The sequence below is a fragment of the Kitasatospora sp. NPDC002551 genome (assembly GCF_040296005.1).
Taxonomy (GTDB): Bacteria; Actinomycetota; Actinomycetes; order Streptomycetales; family Streptomycetaceae; genus Kitasatospora.
The window spans coordinates 293,554-318,654 of the sequence record NZ_JBEOWI010000003.1; the positions used below are offsets into that span (position 1 = coordinate 293,554).

21 protein-coding genes and 2 tRNA genes are annotated in these 25,101 nt (G+C 72.0%); 4 read left to right on the forward strand and 19 right to left on the reverse strand.

The genetic code is table 11. The features are described 5' to 3' along the window. Positions 1–15 precede the first annotated feature (15 nt). Positions 16–2,178 (forward strand): Stk1 family PASTA domain-containing Ser/Thr kinase, encoded by a 2,163-nt coding sequence (gene pknB, locus ABT093_RS05265; RefSeq protein ID WP_350560550.1) that lies wholly within the window; start codon positions 16–18, stop codon positions 2,176–2,178. 179 nt (positions 2,179–2,357) lie between these two features. Here the strand turns inward: pknB and ABT093_RS05270 are convergent, their stop codons facing one another. From ABT093_RS05270 to ABT093_RS05290, 5 genes are all read right to left on the reverse strand, one after another. Continuing rightward, positions 2,358–3,239, reverse strand: a complete 882-nt coding sequence (locus ABT093_RS05270) for a class E sortase (RefSeq protein WP_502884125.1) — start codon at positions 3,237–3,239, stop codon at positions 2,358–2,360. Positions 3,240–3,270: 31 nt separating this feature from the next. After that, positions 3,271–4,587, reverse strand: coding sequence for a class E sortase (locus ABT093_RS05275; protein WP_350560552.1), 1,317 nt, complete (start codon positions 4,585–4,587; stop codon positions 3,271–3,273). A gap of 5 nt (positions 4,588–4,592) precedes the next feature. Next, entirely contained in the window at positions 4,593–5,255 is a 663-nt protein-coding gene (locus ABT093_RS05280) for an aminodeoxychorismate/anthranilate synthase component II (RefSeq protein WP_350560554.1), read from the reverse strand. 54 nt (positions 5,256–5,309) lie between these two features. Next, the gene (locus ABT093_RS05285; RefSeq protein WP_350560556.1) at positions 5,310–5,492 is read right to left on the reverse strand and encodes a hypothetical protein; all 183 of its coding nucleotides are present in this window, start codon (positions 5,490–5,492) and stop codon (positions 5,310–5,312) included. 74 nt (positions 5,493–5,566) lie between these two features. Then, on the reverse strand, positions 5,567–6,328 hold the full coding sequence (locus ABT093_RS05290; protein ID WP_502884126.1) for a DUF881 domain-containing protein: 762 nt from the start codon (positions 6,326–6,328) through the stop codon (positions 5,567–5,569). A 114-nt stretch (positions 6,329–6,442) separates the two neighbouring features. Here ABT093_RS05290 and crgA point away from each other — a divergent pair, with 114 nt between their 5' ends. Continuing rightward, complete coding sequence (gene crgA / locus ABT093_RS05295) at positions 6,443–6,691, forward strand: cell division protein CrgA (RefSeq protein ID WP_350560558.1); 249 nt, start codon at positions 6,443–6,445, stop codon at positions 6,689–6,691. 362 nt (positions 6,692–7,053) lie between these two features. On the opposite strand, the gene ABT093_RS05300 is transcribed toward crgA, so the two are convergent. Further along, positions 7,054–7,959, reverse strand: coding sequence for a rhomboid family intramembrane serine protease (locus ABT093_RS05300; protein WP_350560560.1), 906 nt, complete (start codon positions 7,957–7,959; stop codon positions 7,054–7,056). Positions 7,960–8,196: 237 nt separating this feature from the next. Here ABT093_RS05300 and ABT093_RS05305 point away from each other — a divergent pair, with 237 nt between their 5' ends. Continuing rightward, on the forward strand, positions 8,197–8,877 hold the full coding sequence (locus tag ABT093_RS05305) for a DUF5324 family protein (protein WP_350560562.1): 681 nt from the start codon (positions 8,197–8,199) through the stop codon (positions 8,875–8,877). Between the two features lie 72 nt (positions 8,878–8,949). Here the strand turns inward: ABT093_RS05305 and ABT093_RS05310 are convergent. The 13 genes from ABT093_RS05310 to dnaA all read right to left on the reverse strand — a co-directional run bounded on the left by ABT093_RS05310 (position 8,950) and on the right by dnaA (position 24,593). Then, positions 8,950–9,022: transfer RNA gene (locus tag ABT093_RS05310), tRNA-Ala, on the reverse strand. 190 nt (positions 9,023–9,212) lie between these two features. Continuing rightward, a complete protein-coding gene (locus ABT093_RS05315) occupies positions 9,213–9,341 on the reverse strand; it encodes a DLW-39 family protein (RefSeq protein ID WP_014137031.1) in 129 nt (42 codons plus the stop codon). Positions 9,342–9,598: 257 nt separating this feature from the next. After that, on the reverse strand, positions 9,599–9,982 hold the full coding sequence (locus ABT093_RS05320) for a DUF6191 domain-containing protein (protein ID WP_350560564.1): 384 nt from the start codon (positions 9,980–9,982) through the stop codon (positions 9,599–9,601). Positions 9,983–10,128: 146 nt separating this feature from the next. Further along, positions 10,129–10,205: transfer RNA gene (locus tag ABT093_RS05325), tRNA-Ile, on the reverse strand. 16 nt (positions 10,206–10,221) lie between these two features. Then, positions 10,222–11,628, reverse strand: a complete 1,407-nt coding sequence (locus ABT093_RS05330; protein ID WP_350560566.1) for a class I SAM-dependent methyltransferase — start codon at positions 11,626–11,628, stop codon at positions 10,222–10,224. A gap of 277 nt (positions 11,629–11,905) precedes the next feature. Then, positions 11,906–12,640, reverse strand: coding sequence for a DUF3566 domain-containing protein (locus ABT093_RS05335; RefSeq protein ID WP_350560568.1), 735 nt, complete (start codon positions 12,638–12,640; stop codon positions 11,906–11,908). A 150-nt stretch (positions 12,641–12,790) separates the two neighbouring features. Next, a complete protein-coding gene (gene gyrA / locus ABT093_RS05340; RefSeq protein ID WP_350560570.1) occupies positions 12,791–15,394 on the reverse strand; it encodes a DNA gyrase subunit A in 2,604 nt (867 codons plus the stop codon). Positions 15,395–15,449: 55 nt separating this feature from the next. Next, positions 15,450–17,480, reverse strand: a complete 2,031-nt coding sequence (gyrB, locus tag ABT093_RS05345; protein WP_350560572.1) for a DNA topoisomerase (ATP-hydrolyzing) subunit B — start codon at positions 17,478–17,480, stop codon at positions 15,450–15,452. A gap of 250 nt (positions 17,481–17,730) precedes the next feature. Then, positions 17,731–18,258, reverse strand: a complete 528-nt coding sequence (locus ABT093_RS05350) for a DciA family protein (RefSeq protein ID WP_376086692.1) — start codon at positions 18,256–18,258, stop codon at positions 17,731–17,733. A 196-nt stretch (positions 18,259–18,454) separates the two neighbouring features. Further along, complete coding sequence (gene recF, locus ABT093_RS05355; protein ID WP_350560576.1) at positions 18,455–19,588, reverse strand: DNA replication/repair protein RecF; 1,134 nt, start codon at positions 19,586–19,588, stop codon at positions 18,455–18,457. Positions 19,589–19,630: 42 nt separating this feature from the next. Next, the gene (gene gnd, locus ABT093_RS05360; RefSeq protein WP_502884127.1) at positions 19,631–20,626 is read right to left on the reverse strand and encodes a phosphogluconate dehydrogenase (NAD(+)-dependent, decarboxylating); all 996 of its coding nucleotides are present in this window, start codon (positions 20,624–20,626) and stop codon (positions 19,631–19,633) included. A 93-nt stretch (positions 20,627–20,719) separates the two neighbouring features. Then, entirely contained in the window at positions 20,720–21,850 is a 1,131-nt protein-coding gene (gene dnaN / locus ABT093_RS05365) for a DNA polymerase III subunit beta (protein WP_350560580.1), read from the reverse strand. 952 nt (positions 21,851–22,802) lie between these two features. Beyond that, on the reverse strand, positions 22,803–24,593 hold the full coding sequence (gene dnaA / locus ABT093_RS05370) for a chromosomal replication initiator protein DnaA (RefSeq protein ID WP_350560582.1): 1,791 nt from the start codon (positions 24,591–24,593) through the stop codon (positions 22,803–22,805). 353 nt (positions 24,594–24,946) lie between these two features. Between dnaA and rpmH the strand changes: the two genes are divergently transcribed. Further along, positions 24,947–25,084: a 50S ribosomal protein L34 gene (gene rpmH, locus ABT093_RS05375; RefSeq protein ID WP_030059672.1), complete on the forward strand. Its 138-nt coding sequence runs from the start codon at positions 24,947–24,949 to the stop codon at positions 25,082–25,084. Positions 25,085–25,101 lie beyond the last annotated feature (17 nt).

Below are 25,101 nucleotides of genomic sequence, written 5' to 3' on the forward strand. Positions count from 1 at the left end.
GAGAGGGTCTGAACTATGGAAGAGCCTCGTCGCCTCGGCGGCAGGTACGAGCTCGGCGGCGTCCTCGGACGCGGCGGCATGGCCGAGGTGTACCTCGCCCATGACACCCGGCTCGGCCGCTCCGTCGCCGTGAAGACGCTCCGGGCCGACATGGCCCGTGATCCGTCGTTCCAGGCCCGATTCCGCCGCGAGGCGCAGTCCGCGGCGTCGTTGAACCATCCCGCGATCGTCGCCGTGTACGACACCGGCGAGGACTACATCGACGGCATCTCCATCCCGTACATCGTGATGGAGTACGTCGAGGGCTCCACCCTGCGCGAGCTGCTGCACTCCGGTCGCCGGCTGCTGCCGGAGCGGGCGCTGGAGATGACCATCGGCATCCTGCAGGCCCTGGAGTACTCGCACCGGGCCGGCATCGTGCACCGCGACATCAAGCCCGCCAACGTCATGCTCACCCGGCAGGGCAACGTCAAGGTGATGGACTTCGGCATCGCCCGCGCGATGGGCGACGCCGGCATGACGATGACGCAGACCTCCGCCGTCATCGGCACCGCCCAGTACCTCTCCCCGGAGCAGGCCAAGGGCGAGCAGGTGGACGCCCGCTCCGACCTCTACTCCACCGGCTGCCTGCTCTACGAGCTGCTCACCGTCCGCCCGCCGTTCGTCGGCGACTCCCCCGTGGCCGTCGCCTACCAGCACGTCCGGGAGGAGGCGCAGCCGCCGTCCGTCTTCGACCCCGAGGTGCGCCCCGAGGTCGACGCGATCGTGCTCAAGGCGCTCGCCAAGGACCGCGACTACCGCTACCAGACCGCCGACGAGATGCGCGACGACATCGAGCGCTTCCTCGACGGCCTGCCGGTGGCCGCCGCCCAGCAGGCCGCCGCCTACGGCATGGGCGCCGCCGGGTACGGCTACGACCAGAACGGCTACCCGCAGCAGCACGACCCGTACGGCCAGACCAACGTGCTGCCGCAGCAGGTCCCCGGCGGTCCGACCACCGTGCTGCCGCAGGCCGCCCCGGCCGGCTACGCCGCCCAGCCCCAGGCCGGTTACGACGACGGCTACGGCCAGACCTACGCCGGCGCCCAGGGCGGCGGCAACGACGGCTACGACGACGGCTACGGCCGCGGCGGCCGGCGCGCCGAGGAGCCGCCGAAGAAGAGCAACACCTCCTGGATCGTGCTGGCGGTCGCCGCCGTGCTGGTCCTGGTCGGCACCTTCTTCGTCGCCCAGGCGATGTTCAGCAACAAGAAGGGCGACGACCCCAAGGACGCCCCGAAGCTCACGGCGCCCAGCCTGGTCGGCAAGACCCTGACCGAGGCCAGGACGGCCGTCACCCAGGTCGGCCCCAAGCTGGTGGTGACCGAGGGCGAGAAGATCGCCTGCCCGGACACCAACGTCAAGAAGGACCAGGTCTGCACGCAGACCCCGGTGGCCGGCACCCAGGTGGCCGAGGCCGCCACCATCACCGTGCAGCTGTCCTCGGGCCCGGCCAAGGCCACCGTGCCGGGTGTCGTCGGCAAGACCAAGGACCAGGCCATCAAGGCGCTCGGCGACGCCGGCTTCGCCAACGTCACCACCGAGTACAAGGACGACGACAACGCCCCGCTGGACCAGGTCATCGCGCAGGCCCCGGACAACGGCAGCGCCGACCCGTCCGCGCTGGTCAAGCTGACCGTCTCGCAGGGCAAGGCCAAGATCAACGTGCCGAGCGTGGTCGGCCAGCAGAAGGAGGCCGCGCAGGCCGCGCTGGAGGGCGCGGGCTTCCAGGTGGACGCCTCGAAGACGGCGACGACCAACGACCCGGCCAAGGTCAACACGGTGGCCTCGCAGAGCCCGGCGGGCGGCAAGCAGCCGGCCAACACCAAGATCACGCTGACCATCTACAAGGCGCAGGAGAAGGTCAGCGTCCCGCCGCTGCAGAACGTCACGCTCAAGGAAGCCATCAAGACGCTCGAAGGCGCGGGCCTGAAGTACATGGTCGTCCAGGGCCCGCAGGACCCGAACGCGATCGTCGTCTCCTCGGCCCCGGGCGCCGGGACCCAGGTGGACCCGAGCACCTCGGTCGGGCTGACGACCAGGGCGGTCGACCCACCGAAAGGGAACGAAACCCCCACACTTCCCGGGATCCCCGGATTCCCCAACCCCACGAACACCAAAGGGGGACCCAACAACTAAGCCCTGGTTCCCCTGGTTCTGAGCCCCTCGGGGCCGGACCGACCGGCTGGGTTGTTCCCCGACAGCCGCGAGGGCCCGTCGACACCGTGTCGACGGGCCCTCGGGCGTTTCCCGCGGCCTGCGGGGCCGGACGGGGCGGGCGGGCCCGTGCGGGGCCCCTGGAGCGGCCCCGGCGGCCCTCAGCCGCGCCGCAGCTCGGCGGGCGGGGTGCGCTTGGCGTCCACGTCGTCCACCCGCACCAGGCTCCCCCAGACCGCCATCCGGTAGCGCGAGGTGTAGACCGGGGTGCAGGTGGTCAGCGTGATGTACCGGCCCGGCCCGGTGTAGCCCGAGCCCTTCGGCACCGGGGCGACGATGCCGGTGTCGAACTTGGAGGTCTCCGGGAGCGTGTTGTCGACCCGGTAGACGTACCACTTGTCCCGGGTCTCGACGACGACCGCGTCGCCCTTGCGGAGGGCGTCGAGGTCGTGGAACTTCGCCCCGTGCCCGTCCCGGTGGGCGGCCAGCGCGAAGTTGCCGGACTCGTCCCAGGGCATCGCCGCGCGGTACGGCTGCTCGTAGACGCCGGCGACGCCCTCGGCCAGGGTGTCCGCGTCGGTGCCCATCCGGATCAGCACCTGGTAGCCCCGGCCCATCGCGGGGACGTGCAGGAAGCCGAGGCCCTCGCCCGTCGCGGGGGTCTGCCCGGTGCCGACCGCACCCGCGCCCGCGGTCGGACCGGCGCCGGGTGCCTGGGTGCCGGAGGCCCCCGGAGTCCCCGGGGAGCCGGGGGTGGCGGCGGGCGAGCCGGCCGGGGGAGCGGCCGGTCCCCCGGCCGCCCAGGAGTCGCGCAGCTGGTCGGAGGCCGCGGCGGCGGACCGGTCCGCCAGCACGTCGGTCCACCAGAGCGAGTAGGAGACGAACAGGCCGAGCACCAGACCGAGGGTGATCAGCAGCTCGCCGAAGACCCCCAGCACGGCCAGCGCCCGCCCCCGCCCGCGCCGCGGCCCCGTGCCGTGCCCGGACCGCTCGGCGGGCGGCGGGAAGGCCTCCTCGGCCACCGCTTCGGTCTCCTGAGTCACATCTCTCCCCTTGCTACTCGCCCGCTCGCGGTCAGCCTCCCGTGAGGGCGGCCGGCTTGCCCTGGCCGCGCGGCCGTTCCTCGGTCATCTTCCCAAAGATGATCAGCCGGTACTTCGAGCTGAACTCCGGCGTGCACGTGGTCAGCGTGATGTACCGGCCCGGCCCGCTGTACCCGGCGCCGTTCGGCACCGGCTTGATCACGCTCACGTTGGACGGCGGGGTCTCCGGGATTCCCCCGGTGACCTCGTAGGTGTAGTACGCGGTCGCGGTCTCCACCACGATCTTGTCGCCCTTGCCGAGCTGGTTGATCCGCCGGAACGGCTCACCGTGGGTGTTGCGGTGCGCGGCCAGCGCGAAGTTGCCCGCCTTGTCGGCCGGCATCCCGGTACCGGTGTAGTGCCCCACCAGGCCCTTGTCGAGCACCGAGCCCTTGGCGGTTCCCTCGGCGATCGGGAACTTCTGGCCCAGCTTCGGCATGTGGATGATCGCGAAGCCCTTGCCGGGCTCGAAGGTCTCCGGTTTGGCCGGATCCGGGGCCGGCTGTCCCGCCGCCGGGGCCGGGGCGGCCGCGTCGAACTGCTCCTCCAGCTGGCTGCGGGCCCCGTCGGCGGCCGCGTCGGCCTGCACGTTGGTCCACCAGAGCTGGTAGGAGACGAAGAGCAGCATCACCAGGCCGAGGGTGATGCACAGCTCGCCGAGGAAGCGGGCGAGGACCACCGCCGCCGACTCCTTCGGCCGGGGCCGGTCCGCGGCGGCGGTCCGGCCGCCCGCGCGGCGCCGTCCGCGTCCCTGGGCGGCCCGGCGGCGCTCGGCCCGGCCACCGGTGGCGGGCGGGACCGGTTCGGCGCCCAGCGCGTCCATGGTGACCGTCTCGGCGGCGGCGAGCACCGCCTGCTCCGTCGCGAACGCGTCCGGGCTCTCCAGGTGCAGCCGGAGCGTCTCCTCGGCCCGCTCGGGCGCGACGGGGGCCGCGGCCTGCTCGTAGACGCCCCAGCCGTCCTCGGCGCCGTGCTGCTGCGCCGCCCAGCCCTGCTCCGGGCCCGGCTGGGCGGGGATGTGGCCGCCGCGCCGGAGCTGCTGCTCCTGGTACGGGTCGTAGCCCTGGTACTGGCCCTGCTGGCCCTGCTGGTACTGGTCCTGCTGGTACGGCCCGGGCGGGACCTGCTGCCCGGGCTCGGCGTACGGGGCGTACGGGCCCTGGTGGCCCTGCTGGTAGGGGTCGGCCGGCTGCGCGTACGGACCGCCCGGGGGGAACTGCTGCTGGTACGGCGCACCACCCTGGTACGCGCCGCCGCCCTGCGGATCCGCCTCCGGTTGGTGGCGCTGCTCCGGACGCACCGCGGTCACGCCGCTCAGCCCCGGCCGATCACCGGGGCGAGCCCGGCCGACCGGTCGACGGCCTGCGGGTCGCCGCACTCGGCCAGCCAGTTGGCGAGCATCCGGTGGCCGCCCTCGGTGAGCACCGACTCCGGGTGGAACTGCACGCCCTCGACCGCGAGGCCGCGGTGCCGCAGCCCCATGATCACGCCGCTCCCGGTGCGGGCGGTGACCACCAGCTCGTCCGGCACCGTCGCGGGTTCGACCGCCAGCGAGTGGTAGCGGGTCGCGGTGAGCGGCGAGGGCAGGCCGGCGAAGACCCCGCCGTCCTCGTGCTCGACCGGCGAGGTCTTGCCGTGCAGCAGCTCGGGCGCCCGGCCGACCACGGCGCCGTAGGCCACCGCGATCGACTGCAGGCCCAGGCAGACGCCGAAGACCGGCAGTCCGATCCGCGCGCAGTGGTGCACCATCTCGATGCAGACGCCGGCCTCCTCGGGCGCGCCCGGGCCGGGGGAGAGCAGCACCCCGTCGAAGCCGGCGCCGCCGTCGCGGCGCACCGCGTGCTCGACGGTCACCTCGTCGTTGCGGACCACCTCGCAGGTGGCGCCGAGCTGGTAGAGGTACTGGACCAGGTTGAAGACGAAGCTGTCGTAGTTGTCGACGACCAGGATGCGGGGCGGGGTCGGCCGGGAGGTCATGGGCGCGCGTTCTCCGGGGGGTGCGGGGACTGGGGCGGGGGCGGGGCCTCCGGGTCAGCCGACGGCGCCGTCGCCGCCGTCTCCGTCCACTGTGACGTCGCCGAAGGGGAGCAGCGGTTCCGCCCAGGGGAAGACGTAGGTGAAGAGGAGGTAGACGATCCCCAGCACGAGGAGCACCGAGACGACGGCCTTGACCAGGGTGTTCCCCGGCAGGTGACGCCAGATCCAGCCGTACATGGTGCTCCCTCGACGTAGCGGACTGGGGTCAAGCGTAGACCCCGCCCCGTTCCGGGCAGGGCCGTCCCGCCGGTCTACTGCTGGCCGGTGGCCGCGCGCAGGTCGGCCGTTCCCGAGTAACCGGGCAGCGAGAGGTCGCCGCTCTCCTGCACCTTCCACCCCAGGCCGTACGCCTGTACGTACTGCAGGTAGTTGCGGATCGTCGGGTCCGCCTCCACCGAGGCGCGCAGCGCGTCGGTCTTCCCGACCGCCTTGACCACGTACGGCGGCGAGTAGACCCGGCCCTGGAGCAGCAGGGTGTTGCCGACGCAGCGCACGGCGCTGGTGGAGATCAGCCGCTGGTCCATCACCTGGACCCCCTCGGCGCCGGCCCGCCAGAGCGCGTTGACCACGGCCTGGATGTCCTGCTGGTGGATGACCAGGTCGTTGACGTCCGGCTCGCGCACGCCGGGCACGCGCGCGGTCGCGTTCGGCGGGGCGTCGTTGAGGGTGACGGTCAGGCCGGGGCCCTGGAGCGGGTCCAGGGCGGCGGCCTGCTCCAGGGCGGTGAGCTGCGCGGCGTCGGCGGGGCTGCCCTGCTGGTCGGTGAGCCGCTGGGCCCGCTCCTGGAGGTCGGCGAGCTGGGCCTGGGACTGCTGGTTCTGCGCGCTGCGCTGCCGTATCACGTCGGAGAGGCTGAGCAGCGAGTTGTCGGTGCGCAGGTCGGTGCCGCGCGCGGTCTGCGCGCTGATGTAGAAGAGCAGTCCGGCGAGCGCGAAGACGGCGCAGGTCAGGGCACGTCCGACAATTCGGGTGCCGGAGGCCTGGGTACGGGCCGGCCGAGGGGGAATCGACAAATTAGGCACCGTACCCTTATCTCCTTCGGACCCGCCGAACCACTACGCTAACGGACGCCGCCACACCACCGTGAACCCCTGCGCGGTCACAGCGCATCGACAGGAGAGCTCCTCGTGCCGAAGTCTCGACTCCGCAAGAAGTCCGACTACACCCCGCCGACCACGGCGACGGTGAAGATCAGTTCGGGCCGCGGCTGGGTTGCCCCACTGATGCTGGCGCTGTTCCTGGTCGGTCTGGTCTGGATCGTCACCTACTACGTGACCAGCGGCAGCTGGCCCGTGGAGAGCTGGCGGAACTGGAACATCCTGGTGGGCTTCGGCTTCATCGCGGCGGGTTTCGGCGTCTCCACCCAGTGGAAGTGACGCCGGGGCTGCTGCCCTGAGCTCCTTCACCGCCGCCCCGGACGGTCCGTCCCGGGGCGGCGCCGTGGTGTGCCCGGACGGCGGGCGCCCACCCGCGATGCCCGTGCGCGACCATCCGATCTCATGTTTATCCACATGGTTATCCACAGTGGGGAAAAGTCGCACGGGCCTGTGGATAACTCGCGCAGGGGGCGCGTTCCGCACCGCCGCGCACCTTTCCGTCACCTGCCGGATACGCACAGCAGGACACGCGTAGAACAGGCGTCCGCGAGGAGTCGTTCGCACCACCTGTGCACAACCGCGCACCTGCTGTGGACAACCGTGCGGGCACCGGACGCCCGTGCGGGTCCGGTGCGGGCGGATCACCCGTAGGCGGCCGTCCCGACGAGCACCATCGCCAGCACCAGGCCGGCCACCCCCACCAGCGTCAGCCCCTGCACGGTCGCCCGGTGGGCCCGCGGCGCGTACATCAGCCCGGCCGCGGTCAGCATCCCGGCGATCAGGCCGCCGAGGTGCGCGCGCCAGTCGATCCCCTGCACCGAGAAGGTGACGATCAGGTTGAACACCAGCAGCGCGACGATCGGCCCGAGCGGCGCCCGGACCCGCCGGTAGAGCACCACGGTCGCGCCCAGCAGGCCGAAGACCGCCCCGGAGGCGCCCAGCGAGCGCATCCCGTCGCCGGCCAGCAGGAAGGCGAAGGCGCTGCCGGCCAGGCCGGAGAGCAGGTAGAGCGCGAGGAAGCGGGCCCGGCCCAGGGCCGCCTCCAGCTGCGGGCCCAGCACCCAGAGCACCAGCATGTTGGTGGCGATGTGCCAGGGCGCGGTGTGCAGGAACACGGCGGTCAGCAGCCGGTACCACTGCTCCGGGCCCTCGGCGACGCCGTTGGCGTACGGGTAGATCCGGTCGGGCGAGAAGCTGCGCAGTTCGAGGTCGAAGGCCAGCCAGGGCGTGAGCACGTAGGCGGCCAGCACGAAGACCACCAGGTTGATGCCGATCAGCGCCTTGGTGACCAGCGCGCCGTCCGCGGCCGGACGCCCGCCGAACCGGGTGGTGGCCCGCCGGACCTGGCGGCCGCCCTCGCTGACGCACTCCGGGCAGTGGAAGCCCACCGAGGCGTTCACCATGCACTGCGGGCAGATCGGCCGGCCGCAGCGCGAGCAGCCGATGCCGGTCTCCTGCTCGGGGTGCCGGTAGCACCGGGACAGCCCGTTCGCGCCACCCGCTCCGGGGGCCGGGTCGGTCGGCGGCCTCGACTCGTCCGGGAGCATCGGCTATCCCTTCTGCCACGACTTGCTGCGACGACACGTGCGCGCTCCCGACGGGGACCCGCCGGAACCGCCAGCCTACTGCGGCCATACCCCCGGCCGAACGGCCCACTCGTCCCTCCCACCGGCCCAGCGCACCCCGCGTACGGCCCACTCCGGCATGCCACCGGACAAATCCGCATGCATGATCAGCATTCAGGTGGATAAGTGCATAAAGGACGCCACCAGGAGGAGAGACTCGTGACCCGTTTGGACTCGACCCGAACGACGGCCGGCAACCTCGCGGACAACGCCCGGCAGCAGGCCGCCCAGGCCGCCCACACCGTCCGCGTCCAGTACGACCGGCACATCGCCCCCCAGGTCGGTCACGCCTTCGCCAGCCTGCCGCCGGAGGCCCAGGAGAACGCCCTGAAGGCCCTGCACCGGACCCAGGAGGCCGCCCTGGCCGCCCGCCACTCCGCGTCCCGGATCGCCGACCAGGCGCGGTGCACCGTCGCCCCCAGGGTCGTGCACGCCGTCGAGGAGGCCCGCGCGGCCGTCGTCCCGGTCGCCCAGGAGGCCCAGACCCGCGGCGCGGCCGCGCTGACCGCCATGCGCGGCAACGTCACCTCGGCCGAGATCAGCGACCTCGCGGCCCGCAACGCCCGCAGGTCGCGCCGGGCCGGCTGGGCGACCGGGCTGGCCGTGGCCGGGGTGATCGCGATCGGCAGCGGCATCGCCACCTGGCAGTGGTGGCGGCACCGCAGCAACCCGGAGTGGCTGGTGGAGCCCCCGTCCGTGGCCCGTCCGACCGGCGCGCACGCCTCCGGCACCGACCCGGACACCCCGCTGAACGGCTCCCCGGAGACCGGCGGCCCCGCACCGGCCGACGCGCCCGCCGAGGACGGCTCCGAACAGCGGGACCCGCGCGAACCGCACTGAGAACGCGGACCGGCCGCTGACCAGGATTCAGGTCAGCGGCCGGTCGCCGTCCACACACGGTGGAAATAACTGTGGAGCTTAGGAGACTCGAACTCCTGACATCTGCCTTGCAAAGGCAGCGCTCTACCAACTGAGCTAAAGCCCCGGGGCGGCACTGGGCGCACCGACGGACACTAGCGTACCCGGTTCCGGTACGAATCCGGTGCCCCGTCCCGGCACTGCTGCCGTGCGGGGCCGGAACCTCCGGCCGACCCGGTCACCCGACCGGGCCGGCCGGCCCTGGAGGCGCCGCGCGGCGCCTCCGAAGACTGTCGATCGTCAGATCGCCGTGGGCCTCAGCGACCGGCCGGAACCGGGTCGGTGGCCTCGGTCCACAGGTCCTGCTCGGCGCGGTCCGCCTGGACCTGACGGTAGACAAAGAAGCCGCCGAGGGCGACCAGGGCGACCAGGAGAAGCTTCTTCACCGCGGGACCTCGTCCTTCTTGCGTTGACGGACTCAGCAGCCGGGCGCCGATCGTTCCGATCGGGCCGACGAGTCCGTGGTTGTGTTACGAGCACGAACGGGCGGTCGGGATGCCGGACTGCCCTTGCGGCCGATGATACACACCGGTGTCCCAATCGTGACCAGCCACCGCTGCCTCCAACCGACCGGTCCGGCCGGAGGATTGACGCCACACCTCCTGTCGTACGGTCGGCCCGGCGCGGAGCCCGCGCGAAGCCCTCACCGTTCCCGCCCGCCGGACCCGGAACCGGCCGCCGGACCGGGCCCGGAACCGGGCTCCGAACCGGCCGGGGAACCGGCCTGCGACACCACCACCGCCACCCCGGACGCCAGGTCCACCCGGGTGCGCGGCGGGGCCCCGTCGTCCTCCTCGTCGCGCAGCATCAGGGAGCTCTGCCGCTCGTCGAGCTGGTGCTGCTTGCCGGCCGCGAACTGCGCGTGCAGCTGCTCGAAGCCGGTCGCCGAGATCTGCCCCTCCCGGCCGGTCCCCCGCCACGGCACCAGGCGCGACCGGCGCGCCCTGAGCGCCAGCTGGTCGACGAAGGCCAGCACCACCAGCAGACAGACCAGGCCGGGGATGGTCATCGCGAAGACCAGGCCCATGGCGTCACCGCCTCCACCGTCGGACGCACACCGCCGGGGCGGACCCCGGCCTCACCGGTAGAACACCCGGGCGGCGCCCGTGGTTCCGGGAACCGGCGACCGGAAAACGCCGAAGGGCCCGGAGCATCGCTCCGGGCCCTTCGCGGTGGTGGGGCTAACAGGACTTGAACCTGTGGCCTCTTCCTTATCAGGGAAGCGCTCTAACCGTCTGAGCTATAGCCCCTTGCCGCACTGAAAGATTAGCGGACCGATCCCCGATCCCCCAAATCCGTTTGGGCCGGGCCCCCGCCGGGGCCCTGCGGGACCGGCAGGTCGGAGGCGGTGCCGGTCCCGGAGCCGGGGGCGGCCAGCCACTGCGCGCGGGTCGCCGGGAGGTGCGCGGCACCCCCGGCGGTGGTGCGCACCGCGAGGACCTGGTTCACCCCGATCCGGTTCTCCTCGAAGGCCAGCGCGGAGGCCGCCATGTAGAGCCGCCAGACCCGCGCCCGGCCGCGCCCCGCCAGCCCGACCGCCTCCGTCCAGCGCGCCTCCAGGTTGGCCACCCACTCACGCAGGGTCAGCCCGTAGTGCTCGCGGAGCGACTCGACGTCGCGCACCTCGAAGCCGGCCTCCTCCAGCCGGGAGACGGTGGAACCGACCGGGGAGAGCTCGCCGTCCGGGAAGACGTAGCGGTTGATGAACGGGCTGGGCCGGTACGGCTCACCGGGGTGATCGGGGCGGCGGGCGATCTGGTGGTTGAGCAGCCGTCCCCCGGGCACCAGCAGCCGGTACAGGCCCTGCGCGTACACCCGGTACTGGGCCTCCCCGACGTGCTCCGCCATGCCCACGCTGGAGATCGCGTCGAACGGTCCGTCCGGGATCTCCCGGTAGTCCTGGAGCCGGATCTCCACCCGGTCCGAAAGGCCGGCCTCCTCGACCCTCCGCCGGGCCAGCGCGACCTGTTCCTCGGAGATCGAGACGCCGACCGCCGTCACCCCGTAGTGCCGGGCCGCGTGCAGCACCAGCGAGCCCCAGCCGGAGCCGACGTCCAGCAGCCGCATCCCGGGCCGCAGGCCGAGCTTGCGGCAGACGAGGTCCAGCTTGGCCTCCTGGGCCGCCTCCAGGCTCTTCGCGGCGGGCTCCCAGTAGGCGCACGAGTAGACCATCGACGAGCCCAGCACCAGGGCGTAGAAGTCGTTGCCGACGTCGTAGTGGTGGTGGATCGCGGCGCGGTCCCGGCCGCGGCTGTGCAGCCGCCCCCGGCCCACCGGGGCCTCCTCCGGCGGCGGCGCCGGCTCGGGGCCCAGCGCGCCGGCCCGCAGCAGCGCGCCCATCACCCGGCGGCCCCGCACGCCGAGCACGTCCCCGGGACCGAGCCGCAGCCGGCGGATCTCCGGACGCTCGGCGAAGTGCGCGACGGCCCGCAGCACGTCGTACAGGTCGGTGCCCGGGGCGACCTCCAGGTCCCCCGAGACGTAGGCCCGGGCCAGGCCCAGCTCGTCCGGGTGCCAGAGCAGCCGGCGCAGTGCCCGGCGGTTGCGCAGCACCACGGTGGGCGCCCCCGGCGGTCCGGCGACGCTGCCGTCCCAGGCCCGCACCCGCAGCGGCACCGGGATCCCCAGCAGCCCGTCCAGGGCCTCGACCAACCGCCTTGCGAGCTCCGCCATCGCGCGCCTCCGTCCCGCCGTGCCTGAGCAAGCCGTCCCGGACCCGTCCGGCGGGAACCGGGGAGGCCCGCGGCGACCGGGTGACGCGGCACGGGCGGACCAAGCTAAGCCCACCGCGCCCCCGGCCCGTCCGGGCGGCACGCCGCGCCCTGCGGCTGTCACCCGAAATGCCGACGGGCCCCACCGGCTGCAACAGCCGGTGGGGCCCGCTGATTCCGTCCGCGGACGGAAGGCCCCCGCCCGTGGCGGTAACTGATCCCGGGTCACGCCCGGGCGATCAGTCCTCCTCGGCCAGGGTGAGCTCGATGCCGCCGGTGAAGCCGGCCGCCGCGTTGTAGATGAACGCCGAGAGCGTGGAGAGCGCGGTCAGCAGCACCACGTCGACCACCGCGATCAGCGAGGTGAAGGTCATCACCTTGCCGAAGCCCACGTAGTCCATGATGTCCAGGCCGCCGCCGTTGGTGTCCGAGCCGGTGACGTCCTTCAGGGTCTTGCCGAGCGAGTCGAAGACGCCGAGCGAGTCCAGCGTCATCCACAGCACCGCGGCCGCCACGATGATGATGATCCCGACCGCCAGCGACAGCAGGAAGCTGACCTTCATGACCGACCACGGGTCGGCCTTGGTCACCCGCAGGCGGGCCTTCCTGGTCCGGCCCAGGGTGCCGGAGGCCGGCGGGGCGGCCGGACGGCGGGTGCCCGCGGCGGGCGTCCCGCCGGGCGGCGTGTTGCCGCCGCCGACCCGGGTGCCCCGGGGCGGGGTCGGCTGCCCCTTGGCGTAGGTCGTCGGCTGCGAGAAGCCGCTCCCGCCCGGCGCCGCGGCACCCGGCGCCGGAGGCGTCGGCTGGCCGCCGTACGTCCCGCCCTGGCCCGCCCCGCCGACCGGCGGCATCAGCGAGGTGGACGCGGACGGATGCTCGGCCGGCGGCTGCGGAACGCCGTACGCCCCGCCGCCCTGTGCTGCGCCCGGACGGCCGCCGGCGGCGCCTCCCGCAGCACCCGTGGCTCCACTCACTGGTCCTCCCGCACTTCCCACCAGGACGGACGCACCGCCCTGCTTCGTCACTCGTCACCCAGCGCCCGGCGGGATTGCCCGGAACTGGTCGGCGGCCGGTACCGCCACGTCGTGTACGGACGTGACGGTACCGGCCGACGCGGTACGGGGTCAGTCCCGGGTGGTCTCCCCGCCGGACTCCGGCTCCGTACCCTCGGCCACCGCGGTGGACTCGGTGCCCGCCACCTCGTCCTCCGCCGACTCGTCGTCCTCGGCCTCCGCGTTGCGGGCCATGCCCACGACCGCATCGCGCTTGCCCAGGTTGATCAGTTGGACGCCCATGGTGTCACGTCCGGTTTCACGAACCTCGGAAACCCTCGTGCGGATCACTCCTCCGGACAGGGTGATCGCCATGATCTCGTCCGTCTCGTCGACGACCAGCGCGCCGACCAGCGAGCCCCGGCCCTCGACGATCTTCGCCGCCTTGGTGCCGTAGCCGCCGCGTCCCTGGACACGGTACTCGTCCACACCGGTGCGCTTGGCGTAACCGCCGTCGGTCGCGGTGAAGACGTAGGTGCCCGGACGGACCACGTTCATCGAGAGCAGTTCGTCGTTCTCGCGGAAGGCCATGCCCTTGACGCCGGAGGTGGCGCGGCCGGTGGAGCGCAGCGCCTCGTCGGTGGCGGTGAAGCGGATCGACTGCGCCTTCTTGGAGACCAGCAGCAGGTCGTCCTCGGCGGAGACCAGCTCGGCACCGATCAGCTCGTCGTCCCGGCCCTCCTCGTCCTGGCGCAGGTTGATCGCGATCAGTCCGCCGGAGCGCGGGGAGTCGTAGTCCTTCAGCGGGGACTTCTTCACCAGGCCGGCCCGGGTGGCGAGGACCAGGTAGGGCTTGTCCTCGTAGGTGCGGACGGCCATCACCTGGGCGATGTGCTCGTCCGGCTGGAAGGCCAGCAGGTTGGCCACGTGCTGGCCGCGGGCGTCGCGCCCGGCGTCCGGCAGTTCGTAGCCCTTGGCGCGGTAGACCCGGCCCTTGTTGGTGAAGAACAGGATCCAGTTGTGGGTCGTCGTCACGAAGAAGTGGTCGACGATGTCGTCCTGCTTGAGCTGGGCGCCGCGCACGCCCTTGCCGCCGCGCTTCTGCGAGCGGTAGAGGTCGGAACGGGTGCGCTTGACGTAGCCGCCGCGGGTGATCGTGACGACGATGTCCTCCTCGGCGATGAGGTCCTCGATGGAGAGGTCGCCGTCGGAGGGGATGAGGGTCGAGCGCCGCTCGTCGCCGTACTTCTCGACGATCGCGGTGAGCTCCTCGGAGATGATCCCGCGCTGGCGGGTCGGCGAGGCCAGGATCGTGTTGTACTCGTCGATCTTGCGCTGCAGCTCGTCGTGCTCGTCGGTGATCCGCTGGCGCTCCAGGGCGGCCAGCCGGCGCAGCTGCATCTCCAGGATCGCGTTGGCCTGGAGCTCGTCGATCGACAGCAGCTCCATCAGGCCGGTGCGGGCCGCGTCGGCGCTCGCCGAGGCCCGGATCAGCGCGATGACCTCGTCGATCATGTCCAGGGCGCGCAGCAGCGCGCGCAGGATGTGGGCGCGCTCCTCGGCCTTGCGCAGCCGGAAGGTCGTGCGCCGGACGATGACCTCGACCTGGTGGTTGACCCAGTGCCGGATGAAGGCGTCCAGCGACAGGGTGCGCGGCACGCCGTCGACCAGGGCCAGCATGTTGGCGCCGAAGTTGGTCTGCAGGTCGGTGTGCTTGTAGAGGTTGTTCAGCACGACCTTGGCGACCGCGTCGCGCTTGAGCACGATCACCAGGCGCTGGCCGGTGCGCGAGGAGGACTCGTCGCGGACGTCGGCGATGCCGGCGACCCTGCCGTCCTTGACCAGGTCGGCGATCTTCAGCGCGAGGTTGTCCGGGTTGACCTGGTAGGGCAGCTCGGTGATCACCAGGCACTGGCGGCCCTGGATCTCCTCGACCTCGACCACGGCCCGCATGGTGACCGAGCCGCGCCCGGTGCGGTAGTAGTCGTCGATGCCGCGGCGGCCGACGATCAGCGCGCCGGTGGGGAAGTCCGGGCCCTTGATCCGCTCGATCAGGGCGTCCAGCAGCTCCTCGTGGGAGGCCTCCGGGTTCTCCAGGTACCAGAGCGCGCCGGAGGCGACCTCGCGCAGGTTGTGCGGCGGGATGTTGGTGGCCATGCCGACCGCGATGCCGGTGGCGCCGTTGACGAGCAGGTTGGGGAAGCGCGCGGGCAGGACGGTGGGCTCCTGCGAGCGGCCGTCGTAGTTCGGCGCGAAGTCGACGGTCTCCTCGTCGATGTCGCGCATCATCTCCATCGCCAGCGGCGCCATCTTGCACTCGGTGTAGCGCATGGCCGCGGCCGGGTCGTTGCCCGGGGAGCCGAAGTTGCCGTTGCCGTCCACCAGCGGCATCCGCATCGACCACGGCTGGGCCAGGCGGACCACGGTGTCGTAGATCGAGGTGTCACCGTGCGGGTGGTAGTTGCCCATCACGTCGCCGACGACGCGGGCGCACTTGTAGTAGCCCTTCTCGGGGCGGTAGCCGCCGTCGTACATCGCGTACAGCACGCGGCGGTGCACCGGCTTCAGGCCGTCGCGCACCTCGGGCAGGGCCCGGCTGACGATCACGCTCATCGCGTAGTCGAGGTACGAGCGCTGCATCTCGGTCTCGAGCTCGACCGGCTCGATCCGCAGGGCCACCGCGGCGGCCTCGGGGGTCTCGGGCTGCTCGCCTTCGGGACGGTTGTCGTCGACCACTGGTGGTCAGTTTCCTTTCACGCGGACTGGTACGTGCGGGGCCTGCGGGCAGGCGTCACACGTCCAGGAAGCGGACGTCCTTGGCGTTGCGCTGGATGAAGGAGCGGCGGGCCTCGACGTCCTCGCCCATGAGGATCGAGAACAGCTCGTCGGCGCGGGCGGCGTCCTCCAGGGTGACCTGGAGCAGCAGGCGGTGGGCCTGGTCCATGGTGGTGACCCGGAGCTCCTCGGCGTTCATCTCGCCGAGACCCTTGAACCGCTGGATCGCGTCGTCCTTCGGCAGGCGGCGCCCCGCCTCGACCCCGGCGGCGATCAGCGCGTCGCGCTCGCGGTCGGAGTAGGCGTACTCGAAGTCGTCCTTGCCCCACTTGATCTTGTACAGCGGCGGCATCGCCAGGTAGACGTAGCCGGCCTCGACCAGCGGCCGCATGAAGCGGAACAGCAGGGTCAGCAGCAGGGTGCGGATGTGCTGGCCGTCGACGTCGGCGTCGGCCATCAGCACGATCTTGTGGTAGCGGAGCTTGGACTCGTCGTAGTCCTCCTGGATGCCGCAGCCGAAGGCCGAGATCAGCGCCTGGACCTCGGTGTTCTGCAGCACCTTGTCGATCCGGGCCTTCTCGACGTTCAGGATCTTGCCGCGGATCGGGAGGATCGCCTGGATGCGCGGGTCCCGGCCCTGCTTGGCCGAGCCGCCGGCGGAGTCACCCTCGACGATGAAGATCTCGCACTCGGCCGGGTCCTTGGACTGGCAGTCGCTGAGCTTGCCGGGCAGCGAGGCGGACTCCAGCAGGCCCTTGCGGCGGGTGAGGTCGCGGGCCTTGCGGGCGGCGACGCGCGCGGTGGCGGCCTGGATGGACTTGCGGATGATGTCCGCCGCCTCGTTGGGGTTGCGGTCCAGCCAGTCGTTCAGGTGCTCGTGGACGACCTTCTGGACGAAGGTCTTCGCCTCGGTGTTGCCCAGCTTGTCCTTGGTCTGGCCCTCGAACTGCGGCTCGCCGAGCTTGACCGAGATGATCGCGGTCAGGCCCTCGCGGATGTCCTCGCCGGAGAGGTTGTCGTCCTTCTCGCGGAGCAGCTTCTTGTCCCGCGCGTAGCGGTTGACCAGGCCGGTCAGCGCGGCGCGGAAGCCCTCCTCGTGGGTACCGCCGCCGTGGGTGTGGATGGTGTTGGCGAAGGAGTAGACCCCCTCGGTGTACGAGGAGTTCCACTGCATGGCGATCTCCACCGAGATCGCCTTGTCCTTGTCCTCCGCCTCGAAGTCGATCACCGAGGGGTGGACGACCTCGCCCTTGCGGGAGTTGAGGTGGGCGACGAAGTCGGCGATGCCGCCGTCGTACTTGTAGGTGACGGAGAGCGGCTTGCCCTCCTCGTCGACGTGCTCGGGGCGCTCGTCGGTCAGCGCGATGGTCAGGCCCTTGTTGAGGAACGCCATCTCCTGGAACCGGCGGGAGAGCGTCTCGAAGGAGTAGACCGTGGTCTCGAAGATGTCCGGGTCGGCCCAGAAGGTGACGCTGGTGCCGGTGCGCTCGGTGGCCTCGTGCTGCGACAGCGGGGCGGTCGGGGTGCCGGCCTTGTACTCCTGCGTCCAGCGGTGGCCGTCGGTGTGGATCTCCACCGCGAGCCGGGTGGAGAGCGCGTTCACCACGGAGACGCCGACGCCGTGCAGACCGCCGGAGACCGCGTAGCCGCCGTTGCCGAACTTGCCGCCCGCGTGCAGAACCGTCAGCACGACCTCGACGGCCGGCTTGCCCTGGCCCGGCATGATGCCGACCGGGATGCCGCGGCCGTTGTCGACCACGCGCACGCCGCCGTCGGCCAGGAGGGTCACGTCGATGGTGTCGGCGTGCCCGGCCATCGCCTCGTCGACGGAGTTGTCCACGATCTCCTGCACCAGGTGGTGCAGGCCGCGCTCACCGGTCGAACCGATGTACATGCCGGGGCGCTTGCGGACGGCGTCGAGGCCCTCCAGCACCTGGATGGCGCTCGCGTCGTACGACCTGTCGGACTGGTCGGTCTGGTCTGGGATCTGGCTGGGGTTGCCGGAATCGGCCACGAAGCGCCCTCTCTGGCACAGCGCGGGCCGCATCCCCGCTCCCTCTGCGGGCGGGCGTGCGACCACGGCGTTTCGACTCGGTTGCCACTAGCAACAGTGTTTGGTCCCCAGTCTACCGGTACGACTGACATCGATGGGCGTTTGGCAGCCTCTGAGGGCAGAAATGCCGCCCTGAATCCCCTCGGGACATGTCCCGATACTCGCCCGGGGGGCTGAGACCGCCTGGCAGGGCCGTCAGGGGTTCCGGAGGATCACGGTCCGCTCCACCCCGGCACCCCCGCGCCTATCCCCAGGTGTCCCCGGGCCCCTTGCTGCCGGGGGCGCGCAGCCGGCCGTAGCCGCGCACCGGGGCGGCGGGGCCGAGCACCTTGATGGTGCGGACCGTGCCGTGCCCCAGCTCGTGGTTCAGACGGGCCACCAACTGCCGTGCCAGCCAGCGGAGTTGGGTGGCCCAGGCGGTGGAGTCGCACTGCACCGTGAGCACCGCGGCCTCGTCGTCGTAGGAGGTGGGCGTGCAGTGCGCGGCGATGTCCGGCCCGACGATCTGCGGCCAACGGCCCATCACCCCGCCGACCGCGGCCGAGGACTCCCAGCCCCGCTCGGTCAGCAGCCGGGTCAGCGCCGCCCCCAGCGGCACCGGGTCGCGGCCGTCCGAGCGGGCCCCGCTGCGCAGACCGTGCCGCTTCGCCTCGCGCTTCTCGCGCACCTGCTCACCGCGCTGGCGGGCCTGCGCCCGGGCCGCCCGCAGCGCCGAACGCGCCAGGTCGGCACCGGTCGGCTCGGGGTGCTCCGCCGAATCGCTCACGGCGATCTCCTTATCCCCACCCTGTGGACAACGGTGAGCCGTCCAGCGTACGGGAGCCGGGGAGGGCGGCGACGGCACGGGTCGGCGCTCCCGGGGGTACGGACGCGGGGTGTGCGAGCGCCGGCGGCGGCCGGTGGGGCGCGGTCGGGCACGGTGGGGCGGCCTCGGTTCGGGCACGGTGGGGGGCGTGGTGGGGGCGCGGTCAGCCGGCGACGCGCTGCACGGCGCCGTCGGCGACCGCGTACCGGGCGCCGGCCAGCGCCTTCGGCACGTCCTCGGCCACCGCCGCGGTCACCAGCACCTGCTCGCCGCCGGCCACCAGCTCGGCCAGCCGGTCGCGGCGGGCGGCGTCCAGCTCGGCGAAGACGTCGTCGAGGATCAGCACCGGCTCTCCCCCGTCGGCGCGCAGCAGCTCGTACGAGGCCAGCCGCAGCGCCAGCGCGAACGACCAGGACTCGCCGTGGCTGGCGTAGCCCTTGGCGGGCAGCGGGCCGAGCTTGAGCACCAGCTCGTCGCGGTGCGGGCCGACCAGGGTGACCCCGCGCTCGACCTCCTGCTTGCGGGCCGTCCGCAGCGCCTGCAGCAGCTGCTCCTCGGCCTGCTCGCGGCTGGTCGGCAGGTCCCCCTCGAAGGAGCTGCGATACTCCAGCGCGGTGTCGCCGCCGCCCGGCGCGAGCTGCCCGTAGGCGGCCTCGACCAGCGGCTGGAGGGTGGCCACCAGCTGGAGGCGGAAGGCGGTGAGTTCGGCGCCGGCCCGGGCCAGGTGGCCGTCCCAGACCTCCAGGGTGGAGAGGTCGGCGCCCTTGCCGCCGCCGGCCCGGCGGGCCATCGCGGCGGTCTTGAGCAGGGCGTTGCGCTGCTTGAGCACCCGCTCGTAGTCCTGCCGGACCCCGGCCAGCCGGGGCGCGCGGGCGGTCAGCAGCTCGTCCAGGAAGCGCCGGCGCTCCCCCGGGTCGCCCTTGACCAGGGCGAGGTCCTCGGGGGCGAACAGCACGGTGCGCAGCAGGCCCAGCACGTCGCGCGGGCGGACGTTGTCGGAGCGGTTGATCCGGGCCCGGTTGGCCTTGCCGGGGGTGATCTCCAGCTCGACCAGGGTGGAGCGGCCCCGGTCCACCACGGAGGTGCGGATCACCGCGCGCTCGGCGCCCAGCCGGATCAGCGGGGCGTCGGTGGCGACCCGGTGGCTGCCCAGGGTGGCGACGTAGCCGACCGCCTCGACCAGGTTGGTCTTGCCCTGGCCGTTGGGGCCGACGAACGCCGTCACGCCCGGGTCGAGGGCGACCTCGGCCCGGGCGTAGGAACGGAAGTCGGCGAGCGACAGGTGCGCGACGTGCATGACGGTGGACTGCGCTCGCCTTCTGTGGAGGACCTGCGGGGACTACTTCGACTCGACCGCGTGGCCGCCGAACTGGTTGCGCAGCGCGGCGATCATCTTCATCTGCGGCGAGTCGTCCTGGCGGGAGGCGAAGCGGGCGAACAGCGAGGCGGTGATCGCCGGCAGCGGGACGGCGTGGTCGATCGCGGCCTCGACGGTCCAGCGGCCCTCGCCGGAGTCGGCGGCCCAGCCCCTGAGCTTGGCCAGGTGCTCGTCCTCGTCCAGGGCGCGCACGGCCAGGTCGAGCAGCCAGGAGCGGATCACGGTGCCCTCCTGCCAGCTGCGGAAGACCTCGCGGACGTCGGTGACCTCGGGGGCGGCCTCCAGCAGCTCCCAGCCCTCGGCGAAGGCCTGCATCATCGCGTACTCGATGCCGTTGTGGACCATCTTGGCGAAGTGGCCGGCGCCGACGGCGCCCGCGTGCACCGAGCCGAAGTCGCCCTCGGGCTTGAGCGCGTCGAAGACCGGCTGGACCTTGGCGACGTGCTCGGCGTCGCCGCCGTACATCAGCGCGTAGCCGTTCTCCAGGCCCCAGACGCCGCCGGAGACGCCGCAGTCGACGAAGCCGATGCCCTTGGCGGCCAGCGCCTCGGCGTGCTTGACGTCGTCGGTCCAGCGGGAGTTGCCGCCGTCGACGACCACGTCACCGGGCGAGAGCAGCTCGGCCAGCTCGTCCACGGTGGCCTGGGTGGCGGCGCCCGCCGGGACCATGACCCAGACGACGCGCGGGCCCTGCAGCTTGGAGACCAGCTCCTGGAGGCTCTCGACGTCGGAGATGTCGGGGTTGCGGTCGAAGCCGATGACGGTGTGGCCGGCGCGGCGGATCCGCTCGCGCATGTTGCCGCCCATCTTGCCGAGACCGATGAGGCCGAGCTCCATAGCCAAATCCTTACCTGTGGTGACGTCCCTGCGGGCGGCGCCGTTGCCGCGCTTCCTTGAGCCTACGTGCTGGAGCGCGGCGGCCTCCTCGCGGTCGGGCCGAGCGGGGGAGGGTTCCACAGGTTTGTTCACAGGGCTGTGGGCGGAGCCGTGGACGAGCGGCTCCCGGGCCGGACCGGTGGCGGCCGGACCGGCCCGGGAGCGGGGGCCGGGTCAGCCGGAGAGGCGGACCGGCATGATCAGGTACTGGTAGGCCTCGTCCGCCTCGGAGTCCACCGCGGCCTTGCCGCTGAGCAGCGCCGGCTTGGTCGGGGTGGTGAAGCTCAGCTGGGCGTAGGCGGAGTCGATGGCCTTGAGGCCCTCCTCCAGGTAGCCCGGGTTGAACGCGATCGAGATGGCGTCGCCCTCCAGGGAGGCGTCGATCCGCTCGGTGGCCTGGGCGTCGTCGCCGGAGCCGGCCTCCAGGGTGAGCACGCCCTCCTCGAAGTTCAGCCGGACCGGGGTGTTGCGCTCGGCGACCAGGGAGACGCGCTTGAGCGCCTCCAGGAAGGGCTGGGTCTGGATCGCGGCGATCGCGTTGAACTCGGTCGGGAAGAGGCTGCGGTACTTGGGGAACTCGCCCTCCAGCAGCCGGGTGGTGGTCCGCCGGCCGGCGCCCTCGAAACCGATCAGGCCCTCGCCCGCGCCGCCCGAGGAGAGCGCGATGGAGACGCTGTCGCCGCTGCCCAGGGACTTGGCGATGTCCTGCAGGGTCTTGGCCGGGACGAGCGCGACCGCGGAGATGTCGGCCTGCTCGGGCTTCCACAGCAGCTCGCGGACGGCGAAGCGGTAGCGGTCGGTGGCGGCCAGGGTGATCCGGTCGCCCTCGATCTCGACCCGCACACCGGTGAGCACCGGCAGGGTGTCGTCCCGGCCGGCGGCCACGGCGGCCTGGCTGACCGCGGAGGCGAAGACGTCGCCGGGGACGGTGCCGGTCGCGGTCGGCATCTGGGGCAGCGCCGGGTACTCGTCCACCGGCAGGGTGGGCAGGGTGAACCGGGAGCTGCCGCAGACCACGCTGACCCGCTGGCCGTCGGTGGAGATCTCCACAGGCCTGTTGGGAAGGTTGCGCGAGATGTCGTTGAGCAGCCGGCCGGAGACCAGAACGGTGCCGGCCTCCTCGATGTCGGCCTCCAGCTCGACCCGGGCCGAGACCTCGTAGTCGAAGCCGGACAGCGCCAGGCTGCCGTCCTGGGCCGTCAGCAGCAGGCCGGCCAGCACCGGCACCGGCGGCCGTGCCGGGAGGCTGCGGGCAGCCCAGGCCACCGCCTCCGCGAGGACGTCACGCTCCACCCGGAACTTCACCGGTAACCGCCTCCTGGATCGAGCGCTCCCGCTCGCACGTCTGGTTCTTCTGATCTTGGTCTTCGGTGCGGCTGTCCGCCGAGCTCCGCCGCTCCGCTTCCAGTCGCCGAGGACAGTCTGACGTACTCCACCGACAGACGGGGCAGACGGGCGGAAGCAACTCGAACGGATGTCGGGGAGCGGTTGTCCACAGATTTCGGCCCCACCCGCTTTTGAACCAGTCGAGCGGTCTATAGGTGTAGTGGTAGTAGTAGGGCCTGTGGAAACCGTGGATAACCCTGTTTGCGCAGGTCAGACCCGGTTTTTTGTCCACAGGACGTGTGGATGGGGCCTGTGGACGAACACGGCCCGCTGTGGACGGCGGAGCGTTACCCACAGGGCACGCTGGGTATCCACAGGTTATCCCCAGCACTGTCCCCAGATCCGGGCCCGGTTATCCACGGGCGTCGGTCAACTTTTCGTGACGGCTTTCACACCTGGGCATGAACGAGGGCAGAAGCTTGTCGAACTGTGGACACAGCTGTGGACAACCTGGGGATAACCTCGCCCGGCCTGGGGACAACCGGTGGACAACCCGGACGGCCCACTGATGGGCGGCCAATTGTCCACACCCTGTGGATAACCGTTGTGCACAAGTCCACAGGCACCTGACCTGCGCGGAAGAGCGTAGCGCCGGGCGCCCTGTGGAGGAATTCTGGATAACTCACGGCGCACCGGCCTGTGGATGACGGAGAACCGGCCCCGCCTGTGGATTTCCGCCTCGCGCACCGGTGGCGTTCGAATCCACGGTCAGATGTTCGGCGCGGGCTGTGGACTGGCGGAGCGTCCGTCACCCGCATCCCTGCCCGGCCGGCGCGCGGTGCACACCTGTGGATATGCCGAAAGGGCGCCAGGATCGCTCCTGACGCCCTTTTCCGGCCACCTCGGGCCCGCCCCGCGGCGGGCCGCCGGGCTAGCTCTTGATGCGGTTGGTCAGCTCGGTGACCTGGTTGTAGATCGAGCGGCGCTCGGCCATGAGTGACCGGATCTTGCGGTCGGCGTGCATCACGGTGGTGTGGTCGCGGCCGCCGAACTGCGCGCCGATCTTCGGCAGCGAGAGGTCGGTGAGCTCCCGGCAGAGGTACATGGCGATCTGACGCGCGGTCACCAGCACGCGGCTGCGCGAGGATCCGCAGAGGTCGTCCACACCCAGCCCGAAGTACGCGGCGGTCTGCTGCATGATCACCTGGGCGGTGATCTCCGGCCCGGCGTCCTCGTCGCCGCCCGGGATGAGGTCCTTGAGGACGATCCCGGCCAGCTCCAGGTCCACCGGCGCCCGGTTGAGGTTGGCGAAGGCGGTGACCCGGATCAGGGCCCCCTCCAACTCCCTGATGTTCCGGGTGATCCGGGACGCGATGAACTCCAACACGTCGGCGGGAGCGTTGAGTTGCTCCTGGATCGCCTTCTTGCGCAGGATCGCGATCCTGGTCTCCAGCTCCGGCGGGGTGACGTCGGTGATCAGCCCCCACTCGAAGCGGTTGCGCAGCCGGTCCTCCAGCGTGGTCAGCAGCTTGGGCGGCCGGTCGGAGGAGAGGACGATCTGCTTGTTGGCGTTGTGCAGGGTGTTGAAGGTGTGGAAGAACTCCTCCTGCGTGGACTCCTTGCTGGCCAGGAACTGCACGTCGTCCACGAGCAGGATGTCCATGTCCCGGTAGCGCTTGCGGAAGGTGTCCGCCTTGCCGTCCCGGATGGAGTTGATGAACTCGTTGGTGAACTCCTCCGAGGACACGTACCGCACCCGGGTACCCGGGAAGAGGCTGCGCGAGTAGTGCCCGATGGCGTGCAGCAGGTGGGTCTTGCCCAGCCCGGACTCGCCGTAGATGAAGAGCGGGTTGTACGCCTTGGCCGGGGCCTCGGCGACCGCCACCGCCGCCGCGTGCGCGAAGCGGTTGCTCGCGCCGATGACGAAGGTGTCGAACAGGTACTTGGGGTTCAGCCGGGCGGCCGGCTCGTCCTTGCGGCTGCCGCCGGCCGGGGGCGCGCCGGGCGGGGCGGGCACGCCGGGGACCGCCGGGCGGTCGGTGGCGCGCTCGGCGGGGGCCTTCTCGCCGCCGCGGGCGGCCGGGCGGGCCCCGGGGGAACGGCGGCCGGAGGCGGTCCGCGGGTGCTCGCCCGGGCCGGGGCCGTAGGCGCCGCCGAAGAGGTCGCCCTGGGTGGTCGAGGGCGGCGCCGGGACGGGGCGGTGCGGCCGGGGGGCCGGCTCCTCGGGCTCGCGGTAGGCCGGCGGCTGTTCCTGGTAGCCGGGCCAGGCCGGGGCGCCGGTCGGGCCACCGTACGGCGCGGGGGGCTGCTCGTAGCCGCCGTGGTCGTAGGGGTGGCGCTCGTAGTCCTGCTCGTAGGCCTGCGGGTAGGACGGGCCGCCGTAGCCGCCGGCGTCCGGCTCGGACGGGCTCGGGTACGGCTCGGCCGGGGCCTGCGGCGCGGGGGTGGTCGGCACGGCGTTGGCGTCGACCATCACGGCGATCCGCACCGGGCGGGCCAGCTCGCGGGAGAGCAGCTCGGTCAGCTGCGGCAGCAGCCGGCCCTCCAGCACCTGCTTGGCCCGCTCGTTGGGGGCCGCCAGCAGGGCGGTGTCGTGCATCATCCACATGGGCTGGGTGCGCTGCACCCACTGCTTGTCCATCTCCCCGATGTCCGGGTCGCCGACCAGCCGCTCGACGACTCTCGCCCAGACCGGGACGAGGTCGCTGTTGACATCAGCCACTGGTGCACGCTTTCCGATGAACAAACCAGACAAGTCCTGCAACGGTAGTCAGCGAACAGAGCCGGATCAAGTCGTTGTCCACAGGCTGTGGGTAAACGGCCTCCAGGCGGCTGGTTTGACCCTCGCGCCCCGTCCCGCGTACCGTAACCAGGTCGAGTTGTCGATGGCCGCTGCCGCATGTCCGCGGGTCCACCCGCTCCATAAGGCGCGCAGCACGGGCGCCGTGGATTGCCTCAAACCCCAGCCGAACTGGGGAGATGGGCCGGATTTCCGAAACAGGGGAGATCACGCGGACGCACGGTGACGGCCAAGCGACTCCCCGTCATCCTACGATTCACCTCAGGAGCCCCCGAGTGAGCAAGCGCACCTTCCAGCCGAACAACCGTCGCCGCGCGAAGACCCACGGCTTCCGGCTGCGGATGCGTACCCGCGCCGGCCGCGCCATCCTGGCTGCCCGCCGTGGCAAGGGCCGCGCCAGCCTTTCCGCCTGATCCGCACCAGAGTCTGC